Source organism: Streptomyces sp. NPDC032091 (genome assembly GCF_055580265.1).
This window is the reverse complement of the sequence record NZ_JBVILR010000003.1, coordinates 322,069-335,869: the sequence shown is the minus strand read 5'-3', so window position 1 is coordinate 335,869 and position 13,801 is coordinate 322,069. Positions and strand designations below refer to the sequence as shown.

Genomic DNA, 13,801 nt, shown 5'->3' with positions numbered 1-13,801 from the left:
CTCCCGTCTGTGCGCCGCCAGGGACTCGAACCCCGGACCCGCTGATTAAGAGTCAGCTGCTCTAACCAACTGAGCTAGCGGCGCTTGCTGACGTCGTAGACACTAGCATCCGAATCCGCCGAACCAAAAATCGATACCGGGGCCGGACCCCGCGTGGCGTGCAGGAACGCCCACAGCAGGCAGTCCGGGCCGGGCAGCCAGGGCAGCCGCGAGTCCGGTGCCACCAGCCATCGCGAGGGTCCGGGGGCGGGCCGCAGCGGGGGCACGGTGACGGTGTCGCCGTGGCCGTGACACAGGGGCGCCGGGGCCGGGGTCGGGGCTGAGGCCGCCGCGGCGGGCCCCCACTCCTCCCAGGCGAGCAGCGCGGGCAGCCGCTGGGCGGTGCCCGGCGAGGCGAAGAGCAGCATCCGCCCCCGGTGCACGGCGGCGGGTCCGGAGCCGGGCCCGCGCTCCCAGAGCAGGTCGAGCATGCGCCGGCCGAGGACGAGCGGGACGTTGACGACGTCGAAGGCGGTCCCGCAGGGCAGCACGGCCGGCGCGTCGGGCCGGGCCTCCCAGGTGTCGAGGGTGTGACCCGGCCGCGCGGAGGCGGAGGCCAGCCAGGCGGCACCCTGCGGGGTGACCTGGGTGGCGGGCGCGGTGGGCGCGTCGATGCCGTCGAGGGCGGGGCGGTGGGCGGCCGTCGTCAGGATCGTCATATGCCAATGTCTACCGCGCGTAGTGTGTCGGTTCCCACGAGTTACCGAAAACCGTGACGGGGCGGGGTCCGCTGCGCTATCGTGCGCGCCGCACCCCGGCCCCGGCTCCGGTCAGGACTCGGTCGCAGTGCCCCGCTGGAGGTCCTCGCCGAACTCGATCATGCGGCGGGCGTAGTCCTCGGTCCACTCCGCCGCCTCGGCGATCGCGGACGCCGAGAGGCGGTCGAAGCGGCGGGGGTCGGCCAGCTGGGCCGCCGCCAGGGCCTGGAACTCCTCCGCCCGGTTCTGCGCGGCCCGGAACGCCAGCGTCAGCTCGGTCGCGCGGGCCAGCAGCTCCCGGGGGTCCTCGATCGACTCCAGGTCGAAGAAGTGCTCCGGGTCCGCGACGGCCGCCGAGGGTTCGAAGAGCAGCGGCGCGGGCCGCTGCCTCCGCTCGGTCCGCTCGGGCTCTGCCATGCGTGTCCTCCTGCGCGTACGGGTTTCCTCCGGGGCCACCCTCCATTGTCCAATGCCGCGCAAGGGTGCGGTCGGCCGTCAGGCCGTCGCGGGCTCCTTCACCAGGGCCGTGATGTCGTCGAGGACGCCCGTCACCTCGGCCGCCAGGCCCTCCGGGGCCTCGAAGCCCTCGGCGCCGAGCAGGCCGAGGACGCCGGGGACGGCCACCGAGCGCGCGGCCGGCACCAGGCCGACCTGGGTGAGCACCGGCAGCAGCATCTCGGCGGCCGGGGCGCCGCCGGTGCCGCCCGCGCTGTAGCTGACGATGCCGACGGGCTTGCCCTGCCACTCGCGGTAGAGGAAGTCGACGGCGTTCTTGAACGGGGCGGTGAAGCCGCCGTTGTACATGGGCAGGACGAACACGAACGCTTCGGCGGAGTCGACGAGCGCGCTCCAGTCGCGGGTGTGCTGGTGGGCGTAGTTGCCGCTGGAGGGGAACTCCGGCTCGTCCAGGAACGGCAGCGCGATCTGCGCGAGGTCGACCGGGGTGACCTCGAAGGCGCCGTGCTCGCGGGCGAGGTCCGCCACCCACTGGGCCAGGGGGCGGCCGGCGGAGGTGGGGCGGTGGGCGGAGGAGATGACGTGCAGGCGGGTCATGGGGTGAACTCCCTTGTGGTGCGGGTGCGGTGTGCGGTGTGGAGTCTTGTTGTTGACGTGTCACCCAGGAAAGGGGGTGGTGCGTGATATGTCAACTAGATAGGTGACGTATCACCAACTTCGCTAGGGTGCCCCCATGACCGAAGTGCCCGAGCCCGCCCACCCCCGCTGGCTCACCGAGTCCGAACAGGACGCCTGGTACGCCTGGCGCCGGATGTTCCCCCTCGTCAACGCCGAGATCGCCCGCGACCTCCACCAGGACAGCGCGCTCTCCGAAGCCGACTACGACGTGCTGTCGGTCCTCGGATCGACCGACGGCCACCGCATGCGCATCACCGCCCTCGCCGCCCTGATGAGCTGGTCCCGCAGCCGGCTGTCCCACCAGCTCACCCGCATGGAACAGCGCGGCCTGGTACGCCGCGAGGAGGTCGCCGACGACGGCCGCGGGGCGGAGGTGGTCCTCACCGGCGGCGGAGTGCGGACCATCACCGAGGCCGCACCCCACCACGTCGCGTCGGTACGCCGCCACCTGATCGACGTCCTGACCCCGGATCAGCTGCGCACCCTCGCCGAGGTCGGCGAAGTCCTCCGCCACACCTTCGGCGCCCCCCGCAAGTAATCCGCGCTCAGGGGCGCCAGGTGATGCGGTGTTCGGAGAGGTGGGAGAGGACCGAGTGGTTCGCCTCCCAGCCGTCGGGGAACTTGATCGTCGTGCCCAGCTGGACCGGCTCCGTGGACGGGTGGTCGTCCAGGAGTTCCGCTATGCCCGCCCGGGCCACCACCACGCAGGCGTGCCGGTGGCGGGAGGCCAGGACGCACAGGCGGCCCGTCTCCAGGTGGAAGGCGGTCGCGTCGGGGCGCCCCGACAGGGGGTGGAGGACCACCGTCAGGTCGTACTCGCGGCCCTGGAGGCGGTTCGCGGTGTCCACCGTGACGCCGGTGACGCCCAGGGAGGCCAGGGCCGTGCGGATGGCCGCCGCCTGGTCGCGGTGCGCGGTGCCGACCGCGATGCGGGCCGGGGTCAGCGGGGTGGGGGCCGGGGTCTGCTCGTCCGAGGTCACCGCCCCGCGGTCGAGGGCGCGGCGGACCACCAGCGCCACCGCCCGCACCGCCTCCGGGTCCGTGCGCGGGGTGTGCCGGGCGGGGAGCTCCAGCAGCCCCCACCCCGACTCGGCCGCCTCGTCCAGCACCCGGTCCGGTCCGGACCCGTCCGACGGGACCCCGTACGCGAGTCTCCGCTCGCCCGGGCCGGTGCCGCTGCGGAACTGCGAGTACGGGTAGAAGGCGCGCGAGACCAGCGGCGCGGCCGTCGCCGGCAGCCGCCACGACACCGGCAGCCGGTGCTGCGGCAGGTGCGGGTTGTGGGCGAGGAGGGTGCTCACCGCCGAGGCGGAGGGGTCGTAGGACAGCCCGGCCCACTGCTCCGCCCCGACCACGCTGAACGGGTCCAGCTGCCCCGGGTCGCCCACGAACAGCGCCCGCTCGAACAGCCCGGCCACGGCCAGCAGCGCGTCGGAGCGCATCTGGTACGCCTCGTCGACGATCGCGTGCTCCCAGGGCTCCGCCTTCACGTACGCCCACTTCGCGGCCGTGGAGATGGTGACGGGGAGTTCGGCCAGGTCGGCCGGTTTGGCGGAGAGGGTGACCGACGGGAGGTCGCGGAGGGCCGGGTCGTAGGCGTCGGCGTCACTGCTGTGCAGCCGGCCGACCTTCAGCTCCGGGTCTTTGGCGGCGAGCCGCAGCACCAGGTCGTCGACCTGCGCGTTGGTCTGCGCCACCACCATCAGCCGGCGCCCCGCGGCGGCCAGCTCCCGGGCCGCGCGCACCACGAGCGTCGACTTCCCGGCCCCGGGCGGGGAATCGACGACCACGCCCCGCTCCGTGCCGTGCAGGGTGTCCCGGAGGATGGCGGCGGTCGCCCGGTCGGCGGCGGCACCCGGATCGAAGGCGGTGGTCACAGGAGGTCCTCGTCGGTCACGGCGTCCAGGGCGGGGGCGGTCGCGGACCCCGGCGGACCGCCGTGCGTCCACGGGGTGTTCTCCGGGTCGGGCAGCTTCGGGCCGCCGCGCGCGTCGTGCTCGAACAGGGTCCAGCACACCCGGTCGCCCTTCTCCGGCACCGACCCGGCCACCGGCTCCCGGCCCGCGCCCATCTTGTCCAGCACGCGCAGCACCAGCTGGCCGTCCTCCTCGCGGCGGACGAACTCGAAGGCCTGCTGACGCCCGTCCAGCGAGCGGAACACCCTGCCGCCGCCCTCGTCCGCGAGCTGCGGCCGGTCCTCGGTGGCCACCCTCAGCAGCGGACGCGGACGCGGCCGCCTGCCCTCCGTCCACTCCATCACCACCTCGGTGACCTCACCGGCGAAGGCCTCGCCCGCGAACCGCCGGCCCGCCATGACGAGCGGGTCGTCCAGCGCCTCCTGCGCGTCCAGCCGTACCTGCTCGGTCTCCCGCGTGGCCAGCTTCTGCGCCGCCGTCACGGCGTCGTCACGGCGCGGCTGCGGCGGCTCGCCCGCGCGCACCCGGTCGCGGTGGCCGGTGAAGGACCAGCGGTCACGGGTCCAGCGCTCCCCGGTCCGCTCGCCGGGCGGCAGCGTCCGCAGCAGGTCGATCGCCTCCCAGGTCTGCCACCACGCGCTCTGCATCTGGTCCACGACCAGCCGCCGGATCGCCCGCTCGGCCTTCCGCGGCGTGTCCCCGTCGCGGGGCTCGCCCGCCGCGCGGGCCGCGTCGAACCTGCCGATCGCCGGTGCCAGCAGCCTGTTGTCGAAGGCCGGGTCGGTGGCCGGGCCGGCCGGCGGGAACAGCAACTGGCCGTCCTGGTCCCGTTCGAGCTCCACCCGCAGCGCCCACTCGGCGCCCGAGACCCCCTCGGGCGGGGCGATCCAGCCCAGCAGCGAGCCCAGGTGCTGGTCCTCCAGGTTGCTCTGGCCGGTCGCCCAGTGCCGCGAGAGCAGGTCGGTGGCGGACACCAGCATCGAGGAGCCCGGCACCCGGGAGCGCTCGGCGAGGTGGGTGAACCAGCGGCCCAGCAGCGGGACCTGGGAGGGCACCGGGTACGGGTTCTCCGGGTCCTCCTCGGCGGTCCGCCGGAACCGCATGGACCGGCCCAGCAGCCGCACGTACTCGATGCCCGCCCGGCTCGGCACGACGATCTGCGGCGCGTCCACGCACAGCTCGGCCTCGACCTTGGTCTTCCGGCCCGTCTCCGGGTCGGTCTCGGTGCGCTCGGCGGGCTCGACGACCTCCGTGTAGGCCTCGACGTACGGCATCAGCAGCCGTGCCAGCTCGCCCAGGAACTCCCAGCGCAGGTCCCGGTCGCGGGGCTGCGGTATGACGAGGATCCGCGGCTCGTGCCGGTCGGTCCCCAGCATCGCGCCGAGCGGCGCCCCGGCCTCACCGGCGGTGGTCAGCGGCACGAAGACCAGCGGCTCCGCGCTCAGGTGGCGGTGGCGTGCGGTCGCCAGCGGCCGGGCGCGGCCCGCGCGGACCGCCTCCAGCCGGGCGAGGGTGCTCAGCAGGGGCATTCGGGGCTCTCCGGGGCCTGGTACGGGGGTCGGGCGGCGGCGAGCTCCAGCGCCTCGGCGCGCAGCCGGGCCGCCTGGCGCAGCGCGTCCGCGGTGGGGTCGCCGTCGGGGCCCGCGCCGCCGGCCGCCGCGAGGGCCTCCGCCACGGTGGCCAGCCCGCCCAGCTCACCGCGGACGGAGCGGCCGAGCGCGGCGGGGTCCCCGGCGGCGCGGGAGCGCTCGCGGCAGTGGAAGGCCAGCTCGCAGGCGGCCAGGCACTCGGGGGCGTAGGCGGCGGACACGGCGGAGACGGCCTCGGTCAGCTCGTCGGCCGGGCGGGCGGGGTCGAAGCAGAGCCCTTCGGGCAGGTCCGCGGTCAGGTCCTCGATCCGGGTCAGCCGCTCCAGCTGCCGGCGGGTGACCGCGCGCTCACGGCGGACGTCGACGGCTTCGGCGGCGGGCAGGTTGGAGAAGTCCTTGGGGCAGACCAGCAGGACCCGGTGGTCCACAGAGGCCCCGGACAGCTTCGCGGCGGTCTGCTCCAGGGCCAGCACGTACACGGCGGCCTGCCGGGCGGCGGCCCCCACCTTCGCGGCGTCGGCGGACCCGTCGATCATCGGGAACGACTTGATCTCGACCACGGTCCAGCGGCCGTCGGGGTGCACCACGACGGCGTCCGGCTCCAGGTAGGCGGGGGTGCCCGCCACCTCCAGGGCCAGCATCGGATGGTCCAGCAGCGTCCACGCCCGCGCGGCGGTGGCCTCCCGCAGGGCCAGCGCCGTGCGGGCGGCCCGGCCCTGCGGGCCGGCGGCGGTGAGGTCCGGCACCCGGGCGTCCGGCCCGGGCGGCTCGGACCCGGCGCCGAGGCGGGCGTGCGCCAGGCGCAGCAGCTCGGCCCCGCCGTCGCCCTTGACCTTGGCCTCGAAGGAGTTCCCGCGGATGATCGCGAACTGCGACTGGCCGAAAGCGGCCGGTGTGCCGAGGGCCGCGGCGAGGGCGGTCTTGTCCACTCCGGCACCGTCGAGGACGGCCCGTCTGCCACAGCCCGGGTTCGCCGCGAGGGCGGCGAGCGCCCGGGCGTCGAGCGGACGGGGCGGCACGGCGGGGCCGCGCAGGTCAGCGAGCCGCTGCCGCAGTGTCGTCGTCTGGGGCGGGTCGCTGGGCGGGTAGGAGCTCACGGGCGGAAGTGTCCCATCCGCCACCGACAATCGTGGACTTACGGCTGAAACGGACCGGTTCCCGCCGTCCCGGCCGTCCGCCGCCCGCCCCGAGCGCGCGGACGAGGAGCCAGCCGGCGCCCATCACGGCGGCCCCGGCGACGGCGTCGAGGAGGTAGTGGTTCGCCGTGCCCATGACCACCACGGTCGTCAGGGCCGGATACGCCAGGCCCAGGGCCCGCACCAGCGGCCGCCGCGCGTGCCGCCACAGCAGGATCCCGCACCACAGCGCCCAGCCGACGTGCAGGCTCGGCATGGCGGCGTACTGGTTGGTCAGCGCCCCCAGCCCGCGCGGGGCGCTGGCCTCGGCGCCCCACCACCCGTACGAACTGAAGCGGGCCATCGTGTCCGTGAACCCGTACGGGGCGGCCAGCAGCCGCGGCGGACAGGTGGGCAGCAGGCTGAACCCGACGAGCCCGAGCAGCGTCGAGGCCACCAGCCAGCCGCGCGCCGCCCGGTAGTGCGCGGCCCGCCGGTGGTAGAGCCACAGCAGCACGGCCGGGGTGACCAGGTAGTGCAGGGAGGCGTAGACGAAGTCGGCGGGTACGCCGAGCACGCCCTCCCGGGAGAAGAAACGATTCAGCGGCCGTTCGACGTCGAGCCCGAGGACCTCCTCGATCCGCAGGATCGCCAGCCCGTGCCCGACGGCGAGGTCCGCGTCACCCCGGACGAGGAGCCTGCCGCCGGAGTACGCGCCGTAGACGAGCGCCAGGAGCAGCAGCTCCACCCGCCACCGTAAGGGCCGCTGCTGTGTGGTCATACGGTGTAAGACGCTCGACGGGCGGCCGCAGTTGCCCCACGTTCACGTCGTGGATGATGGACGGACGACGGATTCGCGCATCCCTGGGCGAACCACCACGGACCGGGAGAAACACAGATGGCCCCCCGCATCCTGCTGGCCCGCCACGGCCAGACGGCATGGTCCCTGCTCGGCAAGCACACCGGACGCACGGACGTGCCCCTGCTGGAGGAGGGCCGGCAGGGGGCGAAGCGGCTGGGCGAGCGGCTCGCGGGCGAGCCCTGGGCCTCGCTGCGCGGGCTGGAGGTGCGCACCAGTCCGCTGCTGCGGGCGAGCGAGAGCTGCGACCTCGCCGGCTTCGGGTCGCGGGCGGACCCCTGGGACACCCTCATGGAGTGGGACTACGGCGACTACGAGGGGATGACCCCGGCCGAGATCCAGGCGGTCCGGCCGGGCTGGCTGATCTGGCGCGACGGGGTTCCCGGCGGGGAGTCCGTCGCCGACGTGGCGGCCCGCGCGGACGAGGTCGTGGCCTGGGCCCGCTCCGCCGAGCGGGACGTCCTGGTCTTCGCGCACGGGCACGTCCTGCGCACCCTCGCCGCCCGCTGGCTGGGCTTCGAGGCCTCCTTCGGCGCCCGCATCCGGCTGGACCCGACCTCCCTGTCGGTCCTGGGCTGGGCGTACGGGGCGCCGGCGCTGGAGCGCTGGAACGACACCGGGCACCTGGAGGGGTAGCCCCGGGCCCCGGCCTACGCCCCCCGGCCCGCGCCCGGCCCGCGTCCGGTCTACGCCTGGGCGTGCCGGGTCAGGAAGGCGCCGACGCGCGGGGAGCGCTGGTGGGGGACCAGGGTGCGGGCGGTGCCGGCCAGCATGGAGCGGATCCGGGTCGACTGGACCTCCGCCAGCAGGTCCAGGACCCGCCCGCCCGCCCAGGCGGCCTCGTCCGGCGCCCCGGCGCGGGCCAGGTCGTCGGCGAGCTCGGCGGTGTAGAGGGCCACGTTCCGCGCGAAGTGCGGGTCCTGGAGGTCGGCCGCCCGGCGGGCGTGCCGGGCCGCGCGGGCGTGCTCCCCGAGCGCCGCCCAGCAGCGGGACTCCAGGGACTCCAGTTCGGCCTCGCCGAAGAAGGACATCCACTCCGGGTCCGCGGCGCAGGCCCCCCGCGCGAACTCGGTGTGCGCCCGGGTCAGCGCCTCCTCGCAGGCCCTGCGGTCCCCGAGCCCCGACCAGCCGCCCGCCTCCCGCAGCGCCAGCAGCGCCAGCAGCCGGGGGGAGCCGAGCGAGCGGGCCGCGCGCCGTCCCGCCTGGGCGGCCCGTACCGATTCCCGGGGGCGGCCGCAGTCCCGGGCGAGGAAGGCCATGTTGCTGAAGGCGTGCGCCTCCAGACCGGCGTCCCCCGCCACCCGGGCGGTGGCCAGGGCTTCGGCGTAGTGCGAGCGGGCGTCGTCGAAGCGGCCCGAGTCGTGGGCCAGCCAGCCCACCGAGACGGCCAGTTCCCCGGCCCCCGCGTGCAGCCGGTCCTCGGTGGACTGCCGGGTGGCGCCCGCGTCGAGCAGGGCGTAGGCGGTGCGCAGGGGCTGTGCGGCCCGCCGGTAGAGGGCGTCGGCGCCGTGCCGGTCGTCCAGCAGCCGGATCTGGCGGACGGCGTCCTCGACGGCGGCGGCCTCGGCCTCGCCGGCGCGGGAGGGGAGCCGGCGGCTGTCGCCGAGCAGGGTGAGGCCGAGCGTCGCGGCCGCCACGGTCGCGGAGCCGCCCGCCATGAAGGCGCGGCGCTGCACGTCGCTCTCCTTGGAACGGTGGATGAGGTGGGTGAAGGCGGGCGGGGTGGGCAGGGCGCGCTGGGCGGCCCGTCCGCGGACCGTCTCGCGGGGGGAGAAACCCAGGTCGGCCAGGGTGCGGCCGGGGAACATGTGGAGGAAGACGCGTTCGTAGGCGTAGTTGGGGCAGCGGATCTCGCCCGATTCCACGCGTCCGATGTAGCGGGCGTCGCAGGAAACCGTTTCGCCGATCTCCCGTGCGGCCCTGCGGACCATGGCCGCGAACTCGGCCGGGGAGTGCGCTCCGCGCAGCCGCCGGAAGCTGGAGTTGGGTGAGTGGGGTGACGCCGCCATGGACGCTGCCTCTCTGGACAAGCCCGCCCCGGAGTCAAGCGCTCCGGCGCGCATGAACGTACCGCCAGCGACGGGGCTCCCACGCGGTGTTTGCCTACAAAACGGATATCTCACCCGCGATCCGCCATGAACTGCCATCCTTTGCGGCGTCTTGCCGCCGCACCTGTTGACGCTTCGCCGCGTTGAACCCATGCGGATACGGATCGAGGAGGGTTCCCCTTGGTGGAGGCCGGCATGGACAGCATTGGTACGGACACCGCGCCCGACGCCGGCGCGATCCCGTTCACCGCGCAGGTTCCGGGGGCCCCGGCCCCGGATCTGGTGACCGTGTCCGTGCGGCAGGGCCTGGAGGCCGTGGACATCATCCGCAGGGGCGCCGGGCAGGCGGTGCCCGCGGTCGGTCCCGTGCTGCACGACGGCTCGGGCGACACCCTCGGTTTCCTGGTCCCGCCGGGGACGGCCGATGCCTGGGACCTGCCCGGCAGCGCCTGTACGCAGACCAACGGGCGCGGGATGCGCTTCGGCGACCTGGCCGCCGCCCCCACCGCCGGGGGTACGGGCTGGCTGCTGCCGCCCGAGGCGGTGGGGCCGGTGACCGACCCGGAGGTGCTGCGGGCGGCGCTCGGCGAGGCGGCCCGGCTGATCGAGGCGGCCGACAACTGCCGGTGAAGCTCTGGCCAGCGATAATGGGGGTGTGGCAGGCAAGGGCACGGGCAGGGACAGGGACAAGGGCAGGAACCGCGACGGGGTCCGGCGGGGCGCCGCCGAGCCGGTCGCCGGGCAGGTGGGCGGCGGCCTGGCCGAGCTGTCCCCGGACCGCGAGCGCGCCCGCGCCTGGACGCTGCTGATCGACGGGGCCCCGCAGTCCCACGTCGACCTGGACGACCCCGGACACCTGGACTTCGCCTACCAGCGGCGCATCGGCCACCTGATCGACCTCATCGCCCCCGCCCGGCAGCCCCTGAACGTGGTGCACCTGGGCGGCGGCGCCTTCACCCTGGCGCGCTACACCGCCGCCGCGCGCCCCCGCTCCGCGCAGCAGGTGGTGGAGATCGACGCGGCCCTGGTGGCCTTCGTACGGGAACACCTGCCGCTGGACCCGCAGGCGCGGGTCCGGGTCCGCGCGGTGGACGCGCGGGCGGGGCTGGCGAAGGTGCCGGACGGCTGGGCGGACCTGGTCATCGCGGACGTGTTCAGCGGCGCGCGCACCCCGGCCCACCTGACCAGTGCCGAGTTCCTGGACGACGTACGCCGGGCGCTGTCGCCGGCCGGGTGGTACGTGGCCAACCTCGCGGACGGGCCGCCGCTGGCGCACCTGCGAGGCCAGGTCGCCACGGCCGCCTCCCGGTTCGAGCGGCTGGCGCTGGCCGCGGATCCCGTCGTCTGGCGGGGGAAACGTTTCGGCAATGCGGTGCTCGTGGCCTCCGACCGGGAGCTGCCGGTGGCGGAGTTCACCCGCCGCGTGGCGAGCGACCCGCACCCGGGCCGGGTGGAGCACGGCCGGGCCCTGGCGGACTTCACCGGCGGCGCCCTCCCGGTCTCCGACGCCTCGGCGACGGCCTCGCCGCAGCCCCCGGCCTCGGTGTTCCGGTAGGAACGGAACGGCTACGGATCGACGGTCTCCACCGTCGGCGGGTGGTCGTGCCAGGTGCAGAACACCGACACCTCACGGCCGTCACGGGTGAAGGTGACCCGGATCCAGAAGTCCTGCTTCCACACCTGCACCCGCCACCCCGCCTCCGGCGTCGCCGACACCAGGGCGGCCGAGGAGGTCCCGAGGTCGAAGACCACCCGCCCGCCCGAGACCGAGTACCCCTTCACCTCGCCCGCGGCGCCCCCCGGGTTCTGGCGCTGCTGCCCGGGCGGCGGCGCCGGCTTCGACCTCGCCGGCGCCGACGGTGCGGCGGCCGGCGCCGAAGGCCCGGGCCCCGCCCCGGAGGACGAGGGCGACGGGGACGCGGACGCCGCCGCCGACGCGGAACCCGACGGGCCGGCCGGCGGCGGCTCGGGCCCCCGCGTCGAGGAGGACAGCGGCCGGGTCGCCAGCGGAACCGCGAGCGGAGGATCGTACGCCGTCCCGGACATGACGGTGCGCACACCCCACCACGACAGGGTCACGGCGGCCGCGGTCGCCGCCACCCAGGCCATGGCGTGTACAAGTCCTCTGCGCATCAGGGCACATAGTGCACCACACGTCACAAGCCCGTCCCGGCACCTCCCGGGGTCGCCCGAATGGACTACCGTGCGCCCATGGCTAGTGTGCTCGTGGTCGAGGACGACCAGTTCGTACGTTCCGCCCTGATCCGGCACCTGACCGAGGCCTCCCACACCGTACGGAGCGTCGGCACGGCCCTGGAGGCCCTGCGCGAGGTCGCCCACCACCGGTTCGACGTGGTCATCCTCGACCTCGGCCTGCCCGACCTCGACGGCTCCGAGGCCCTGAAGATGCTGCGCGGCATCACCGACGTGCCGGTCATCATCGCCACCGCCCGCGACGACGAGGCCGAGATCGTCCGGCTGCTCAACGACGGCGCCGACGACTACCTCACCAAGCCGTTCTCCGTCGAGCACCTCTCCGCCCGGATGGCCGCCGTCCTGCGCCGCTCCCAGGCCGCCGCGGCCGAACCGCCCCCGCGCGTGCTGCGCGTCGGCGGCCTCGCCATCGACCCGCTGCGCCGCCAGGCCGAGCTGGACGGATCCGTACTCGACCTCACCCGCCGGGAGTTCGACCTGCTGGCCTTCCTCGCCGGACGGCCCGGGGTGGTCGTGGCCCGGCGCGAACTGCTCGCCGAGGTCTGGCAGCAGTCGTACGGGGACGACCAGACCATCGACGTGCACCTGTCGTGGCTGCGCCGCAAACTCGGCGAGACCGCCGCCCGGCCCCGCTACCTGCACACCCTCAGGGGCGTCGGGGTGAAACTGGAGCCGCCGCTGTGAGATGGGCGCTGGTCAAGGTCTGCCTCGCCGTCACCACCATGGTGGTCGTGGCCTTCGCGGTGCCCCTGGGGCTGGTGGTGCAGGAGATGGCCAGTGACCGGGCCTTCTCCAACGCCGAGCGGCAGGCGGCCACCATGGGGCCGACCCTGTCCATCACCACCGACCCCGTGCAGCTGCGCAAGGCCGTCGAGTCCACCGAGATGGGCGCCGCCCGCCGGATGGCCGTCCACGTCCCCGCCATGGGCGGCGCCGCCGCCGTGGACATCGGCGAGGGCTGGGCGGGTGCCCACGCGGTGGCCGAGACCCGCTCCATGGGACGGGCCACCACCGCCGGGGCCGCCGGCGGGGGTTCCGCGCTGCTCCAGCCCATCGCCCTCGGCTCCGGGGACATCGCCGTCATCGAGATCTACGTACCGGAGAGCGAGGTCAGCAACGGGGTCGCCACCGCCTGGCTGATCCTCGCCGGCGTCGGCCTCGCCCTGGTCGTGGGCTCGGTCGCGGTGGCCGACCGGCTCGGCGCCCGCCTGGTCCGCCCGGCCGAACGCCTCGCGGACGCCGCGCACCAGCTGGGGGAGGGCCGGCTCGGGGCCCGGGTGCCCGAGGACGGCCCGAAGGAACTCCGGTCGGCCGCCGTCGCGTTCAACTCGATGGCCGACCAGGTCGTCGAACTCCTCGCCAACGAGCGGGAGCTCGCCGCCGACCTCTCCCACCGGCTGCGCACCCCGCTGACGGTGCTGCGGCTCAACGCCGCCTCGCTCGGCGACGGCCCGGCCGCCGAACACACCCGGGCGGCCGTCGAGCAGCTGGAGCGCGAGGTCGACACGATCATCCGCACCGCCCGCGAACAGCGCCCGCCCGCCGCCGCGGCGGCCACGGCCGGCTGCGACGCCTCCGAGGTGATCCGCGACCGGATGGCCTTCTGGTCCGCGCTCGCCGAGGACGAGGGCCGCGAGGTGCGGCTCGCGGGCGTGGACCGCACCGTACGGGTCCCCGTGGCCCGGCCGGAGCTGGCGGCCGCCCTGGACGCCCTGCTCGGCAACGTCTTCCGGCACACCCCCGAGGCCACCCCCTTCGCGGTCGACGTGCACGACGCGGGGGACGCCGTCATCGTCCTCGTCTCGGACGCGGGCCCGGGCATCACCGACCCGGACGCGGCCCTGCGGCGCGGCAACGACGGCGCCCGCGACGGCTCCACCGGCCTCGGCCTGGACATCGTGCGCCGCGTCGCCGAGTCCACCGGCGGTGACGTACGGCTGGGGCGCTCGGTGCTCGGGGGGACCGAGGTGCGGGTGTGGCTCGCCCTGGACGACCGGGCCCGGCGCGGCGGCCGCGGCCCGGGCGGCCGTCGCGCCCGCCGCGCGCGCAGCCGCCGGCGGGGCGAGCGGAGCCACCCGGCCGGGTGAGGACGCGGGCCGGGGGTCCGCGCGTGGAATACCGTACGTTCCCGGCCAGTTGGCGCCGGTGGACACCGGCCGCACCGCCCGGCCGCATCCCGCGCACGGCTC

The 13,801-nt window shown here is 75.4% G+C and carries 15 protein-coding genes and 1 tRNA gene; 6 read left to right on the top strand and 10 right to left on the bottom strand.

Features of this window, described 5'->3' with window-relative positions:
• Positions 1–10: 10 nt before the first annotated feature.
• The 4 genes from ACZ5NJ_RS07295 to ACZ5NJ_RS07280 all read right to left on the bottom strand — a co-directional run bounded on the left by ACZ5NJ_RS07295 (position 11) and on the right by ACZ5NJ_RS07280 (position 1,790).
• Positions 11–84: transfer RNA gene (locus ACZ5NJ_RS07295), tRNA-Lys, on the bottom strand.
• Entirely contained in the window at positions 75–698 is a 624-nt protein-coding gene (locus ACZ5NJ_RS07290; protein ID WP_468763713.1) for a bifunctional DNA primase/polymerase, read from the bottom strand. Before ACZ5NJ_RS07290 ends, ACZ5NJ_RS07295 begins: the two co-directional genes overlap by 10 nt.
• Before the next feature lie 111 nt (positions 699–809).
• Positions 810–1,154 (bottom strand): hypothetical protein, encoded by a 345-nt coding sequence (locus ACZ5NJ_RS07285; protein WP_468763712.1) that lies wholly within the window; start codon positions 1,152–1,154, stop codon positions 810–812.
• Positions 1,155–1,232: 78 nt separating this feature from the next.
• Entirely contained in the window at positions 1,233–1,790 is a 558-nt protein-coding gene (locus ACZ5NJ_RS07280) for an NADPH-dependent FMN reductase (RefSeq protein ID WP_468763711.1), read from the bottom strand.
• Between the two features lie 136 nt (positions 1,791–1,926).
• Here ACZ5NJ_RS07280 and ACZ5NJ_RS07275 point away from each other — a divergent pair, with 136 nt between their 5' ends.
• A complete protein-coding gene (locus tag ACZ5NJ_RS07275) occupies positions 1,927–2,409 on the top strand; it encodes a MarR family winged helix-turn-helix transcriptional regulator (RefSeq protein ID WP_468763710.1) in 483 nt (160 codons plus the stop codon).
• Between the two features lie 7 nt (positions 2,410–2,416).
• On the opposite strand, the gene ACZ5NJ_RS07270 is transcribed toward ACZ5NJ_RS07275, so the two are convergent.
• The 4 genes from ACZ5NJ_RS07270 to ACZ5NJ_RS07255 are packed head-to-tail and all read right to left on the bottom strand — an operon-like array spanning position 2,417 to position 7,272.
• On the bottom strand, positions 2,417–3,748 hold the full coding sequence (locus ACZ5NJ_RS07270) for an AAA domain-containing protein (RefSeq protein ID WP_468763709.1): 1,332 nt from the start codon (positions 3,746–3,748) through the stop codon (positions 2,417–2,419).
• A complete protein-coding gene (locus tag ACZ5NJ_RS07265; RefSeq protein ID WP_468763708.1) occupies positions 3,745–5,316 on the bottom strand; it encodes a hypothetical protein in 1,572 nt (523 codons plus the stop codon). The genes ACZ5NJ_RS07270 and ACZ5NJ_RS07265 overlap by 4 nt, the downstream gene beginning before the upstream one ends.
• Positions 5,304–6,473 carry a hypothetical protein gene (locus tag ACZ5NJ_RS07260; RefSeq protein WP_468763707.1) on the bottom strand — a complete coding sequence of 390 codons (1,170 nt, stop codon included), beginning with the start codon at positions 6,471–6,473 and terminating at the stop codon, positions 5,304–5,306. The genes ACZ5NJ_RS07265 and ACZ5NJ_RS07260 overlap by 13 nt, the downstream gene beginning before the upstream one ends.
• Complete coding sequence (locus ACZ5NJ_RS07255; RefSeq protein WP_468763706.1) at positions 6,412–7,272, bottom strand: phosphatase PAP2 family protein; 861 nt, start codon at positions 7,270–7,272, stop codon at positions 6,412–6,414. The genes ACZ5NJ_RS07260 and ACZ5NJ_RS07255 overlap by 62 nt, the downstream gene beginning before the upstream one ends.
• A 117-nt stretch (positions 7,273–7,389) precedes the next feature.
• Here ACZ5NJ_RS07255 and ACZ5NJ_RS07250 point away from each other — a divergent pair, with 117 nt between their 5' ends.
• On the top strand, positions 7,390–7,986 hold the full coding sequence (locus tag ACZ5NJ_RS07250; RefSeq protein WP_468763705.1) for a histidine phosphatase family protein: 597 nt from the start codon (positions 7,390–7,392) through the stop codon (positions 7,984–7,986).
• A 50-nt stretch (positions 7,987–8,036) separates the two neighbouring features.
• On the opposite strand, the gene ACZ5NJ_RS07245 is transcribed toward ACZ5NJ_RS07250, so the two are convergent.
• A complete protein-coding gene (locus tag ACZ5NJ_RS07245; RefSeq protein ID WP_468763704.1) occupies positions 8,037–9,359 on the bottom strand; it encodes a tetratricopeptide repeat protein in 1,323 nt (440 codons plus the stop codon).
• A gap of 234 nt (positions 9,360–9,593) precedes the next feature.
• Here ACZ5NJ_RS07245 and ACZ5NJ_RS07240 point away from each other — a divergent pair, with 234 nt between their 5' ends.
• Positions 9,594–10,028: a hypothetical protein gene (locus ACZ5NJ_RS07240; protein WP_468763703.1), complete on the top strand. Its 435-nt coding sequence runs from the start codon at positions 9,594–9,596 to the stop codon at positions 10,026–10,028.
• A gap of 25 nt (positions 10,029–10,053) precedes the next feature.
• Positions 10,054–10,953 (top strand): spermidine synthase, encoded by a 900-nt coding sequence (locus ACZ5NJ_RS07235; RefSeq protein WP_468763702.1) that lies wholly within the window; start codon positions 10,054–10,056, stop codon positions 10,951–10,953.
• Between the two features lie 11 nt (positions 10,954–10,964).
• On the opposite strand, the gene ACZ5NJ_RS07230 is transcribed toward ACZ5NJ_RS07235, so the two are convergent.
• Complete coding sequence (locus ACZ5NJ_RS07230; protein WP_468763701.1) at positions 10,965–11,531, bottom strand: hypothetical protein; 567 nt, start codon at positions 11,529–11,531, stop codon at positions 10,965–10,967.
• Between the two features lie 78 nt (positions 11,532–11,609).
• Here ACZ5NJ_RS07230 and ACZ5NJ_RS07225 point away from each other — a divergent pair, with 78 nt between their 5' ends.
• Both ACZ5NJ_RS07225 and ACZ5NJ_RS07220 read left to right on the top strand, forming a co-directional pair.
• A complete protein-coding gene (locus tag ACZ5NJ_RS07225; protein ID WP_468763700.1) occupies positions 11,610–12,296 on the top strand; it encodes a response regulator transcription factor in 687 nt (228 codons plus the stop codon).
• On the top strand, positions 12,293–13,699 hold the full coding sequence (locus ACZ5NJ_RS07220; protein WP_468763698.1) for a sensor histidine kinase: 1,407 nt from the start codon (positions 12,293–12,295) through the stop codon (positions 13,697–13,699). The genes ACZ5NJ_RS07225 and ACZ5NJ_RS07220 overlap by 4 nt, the downstream gene beginning before the upstream one ends.
• The last annotated feature ends 102 nt before the right edge of the window (positions 13,700–13,801 follow it).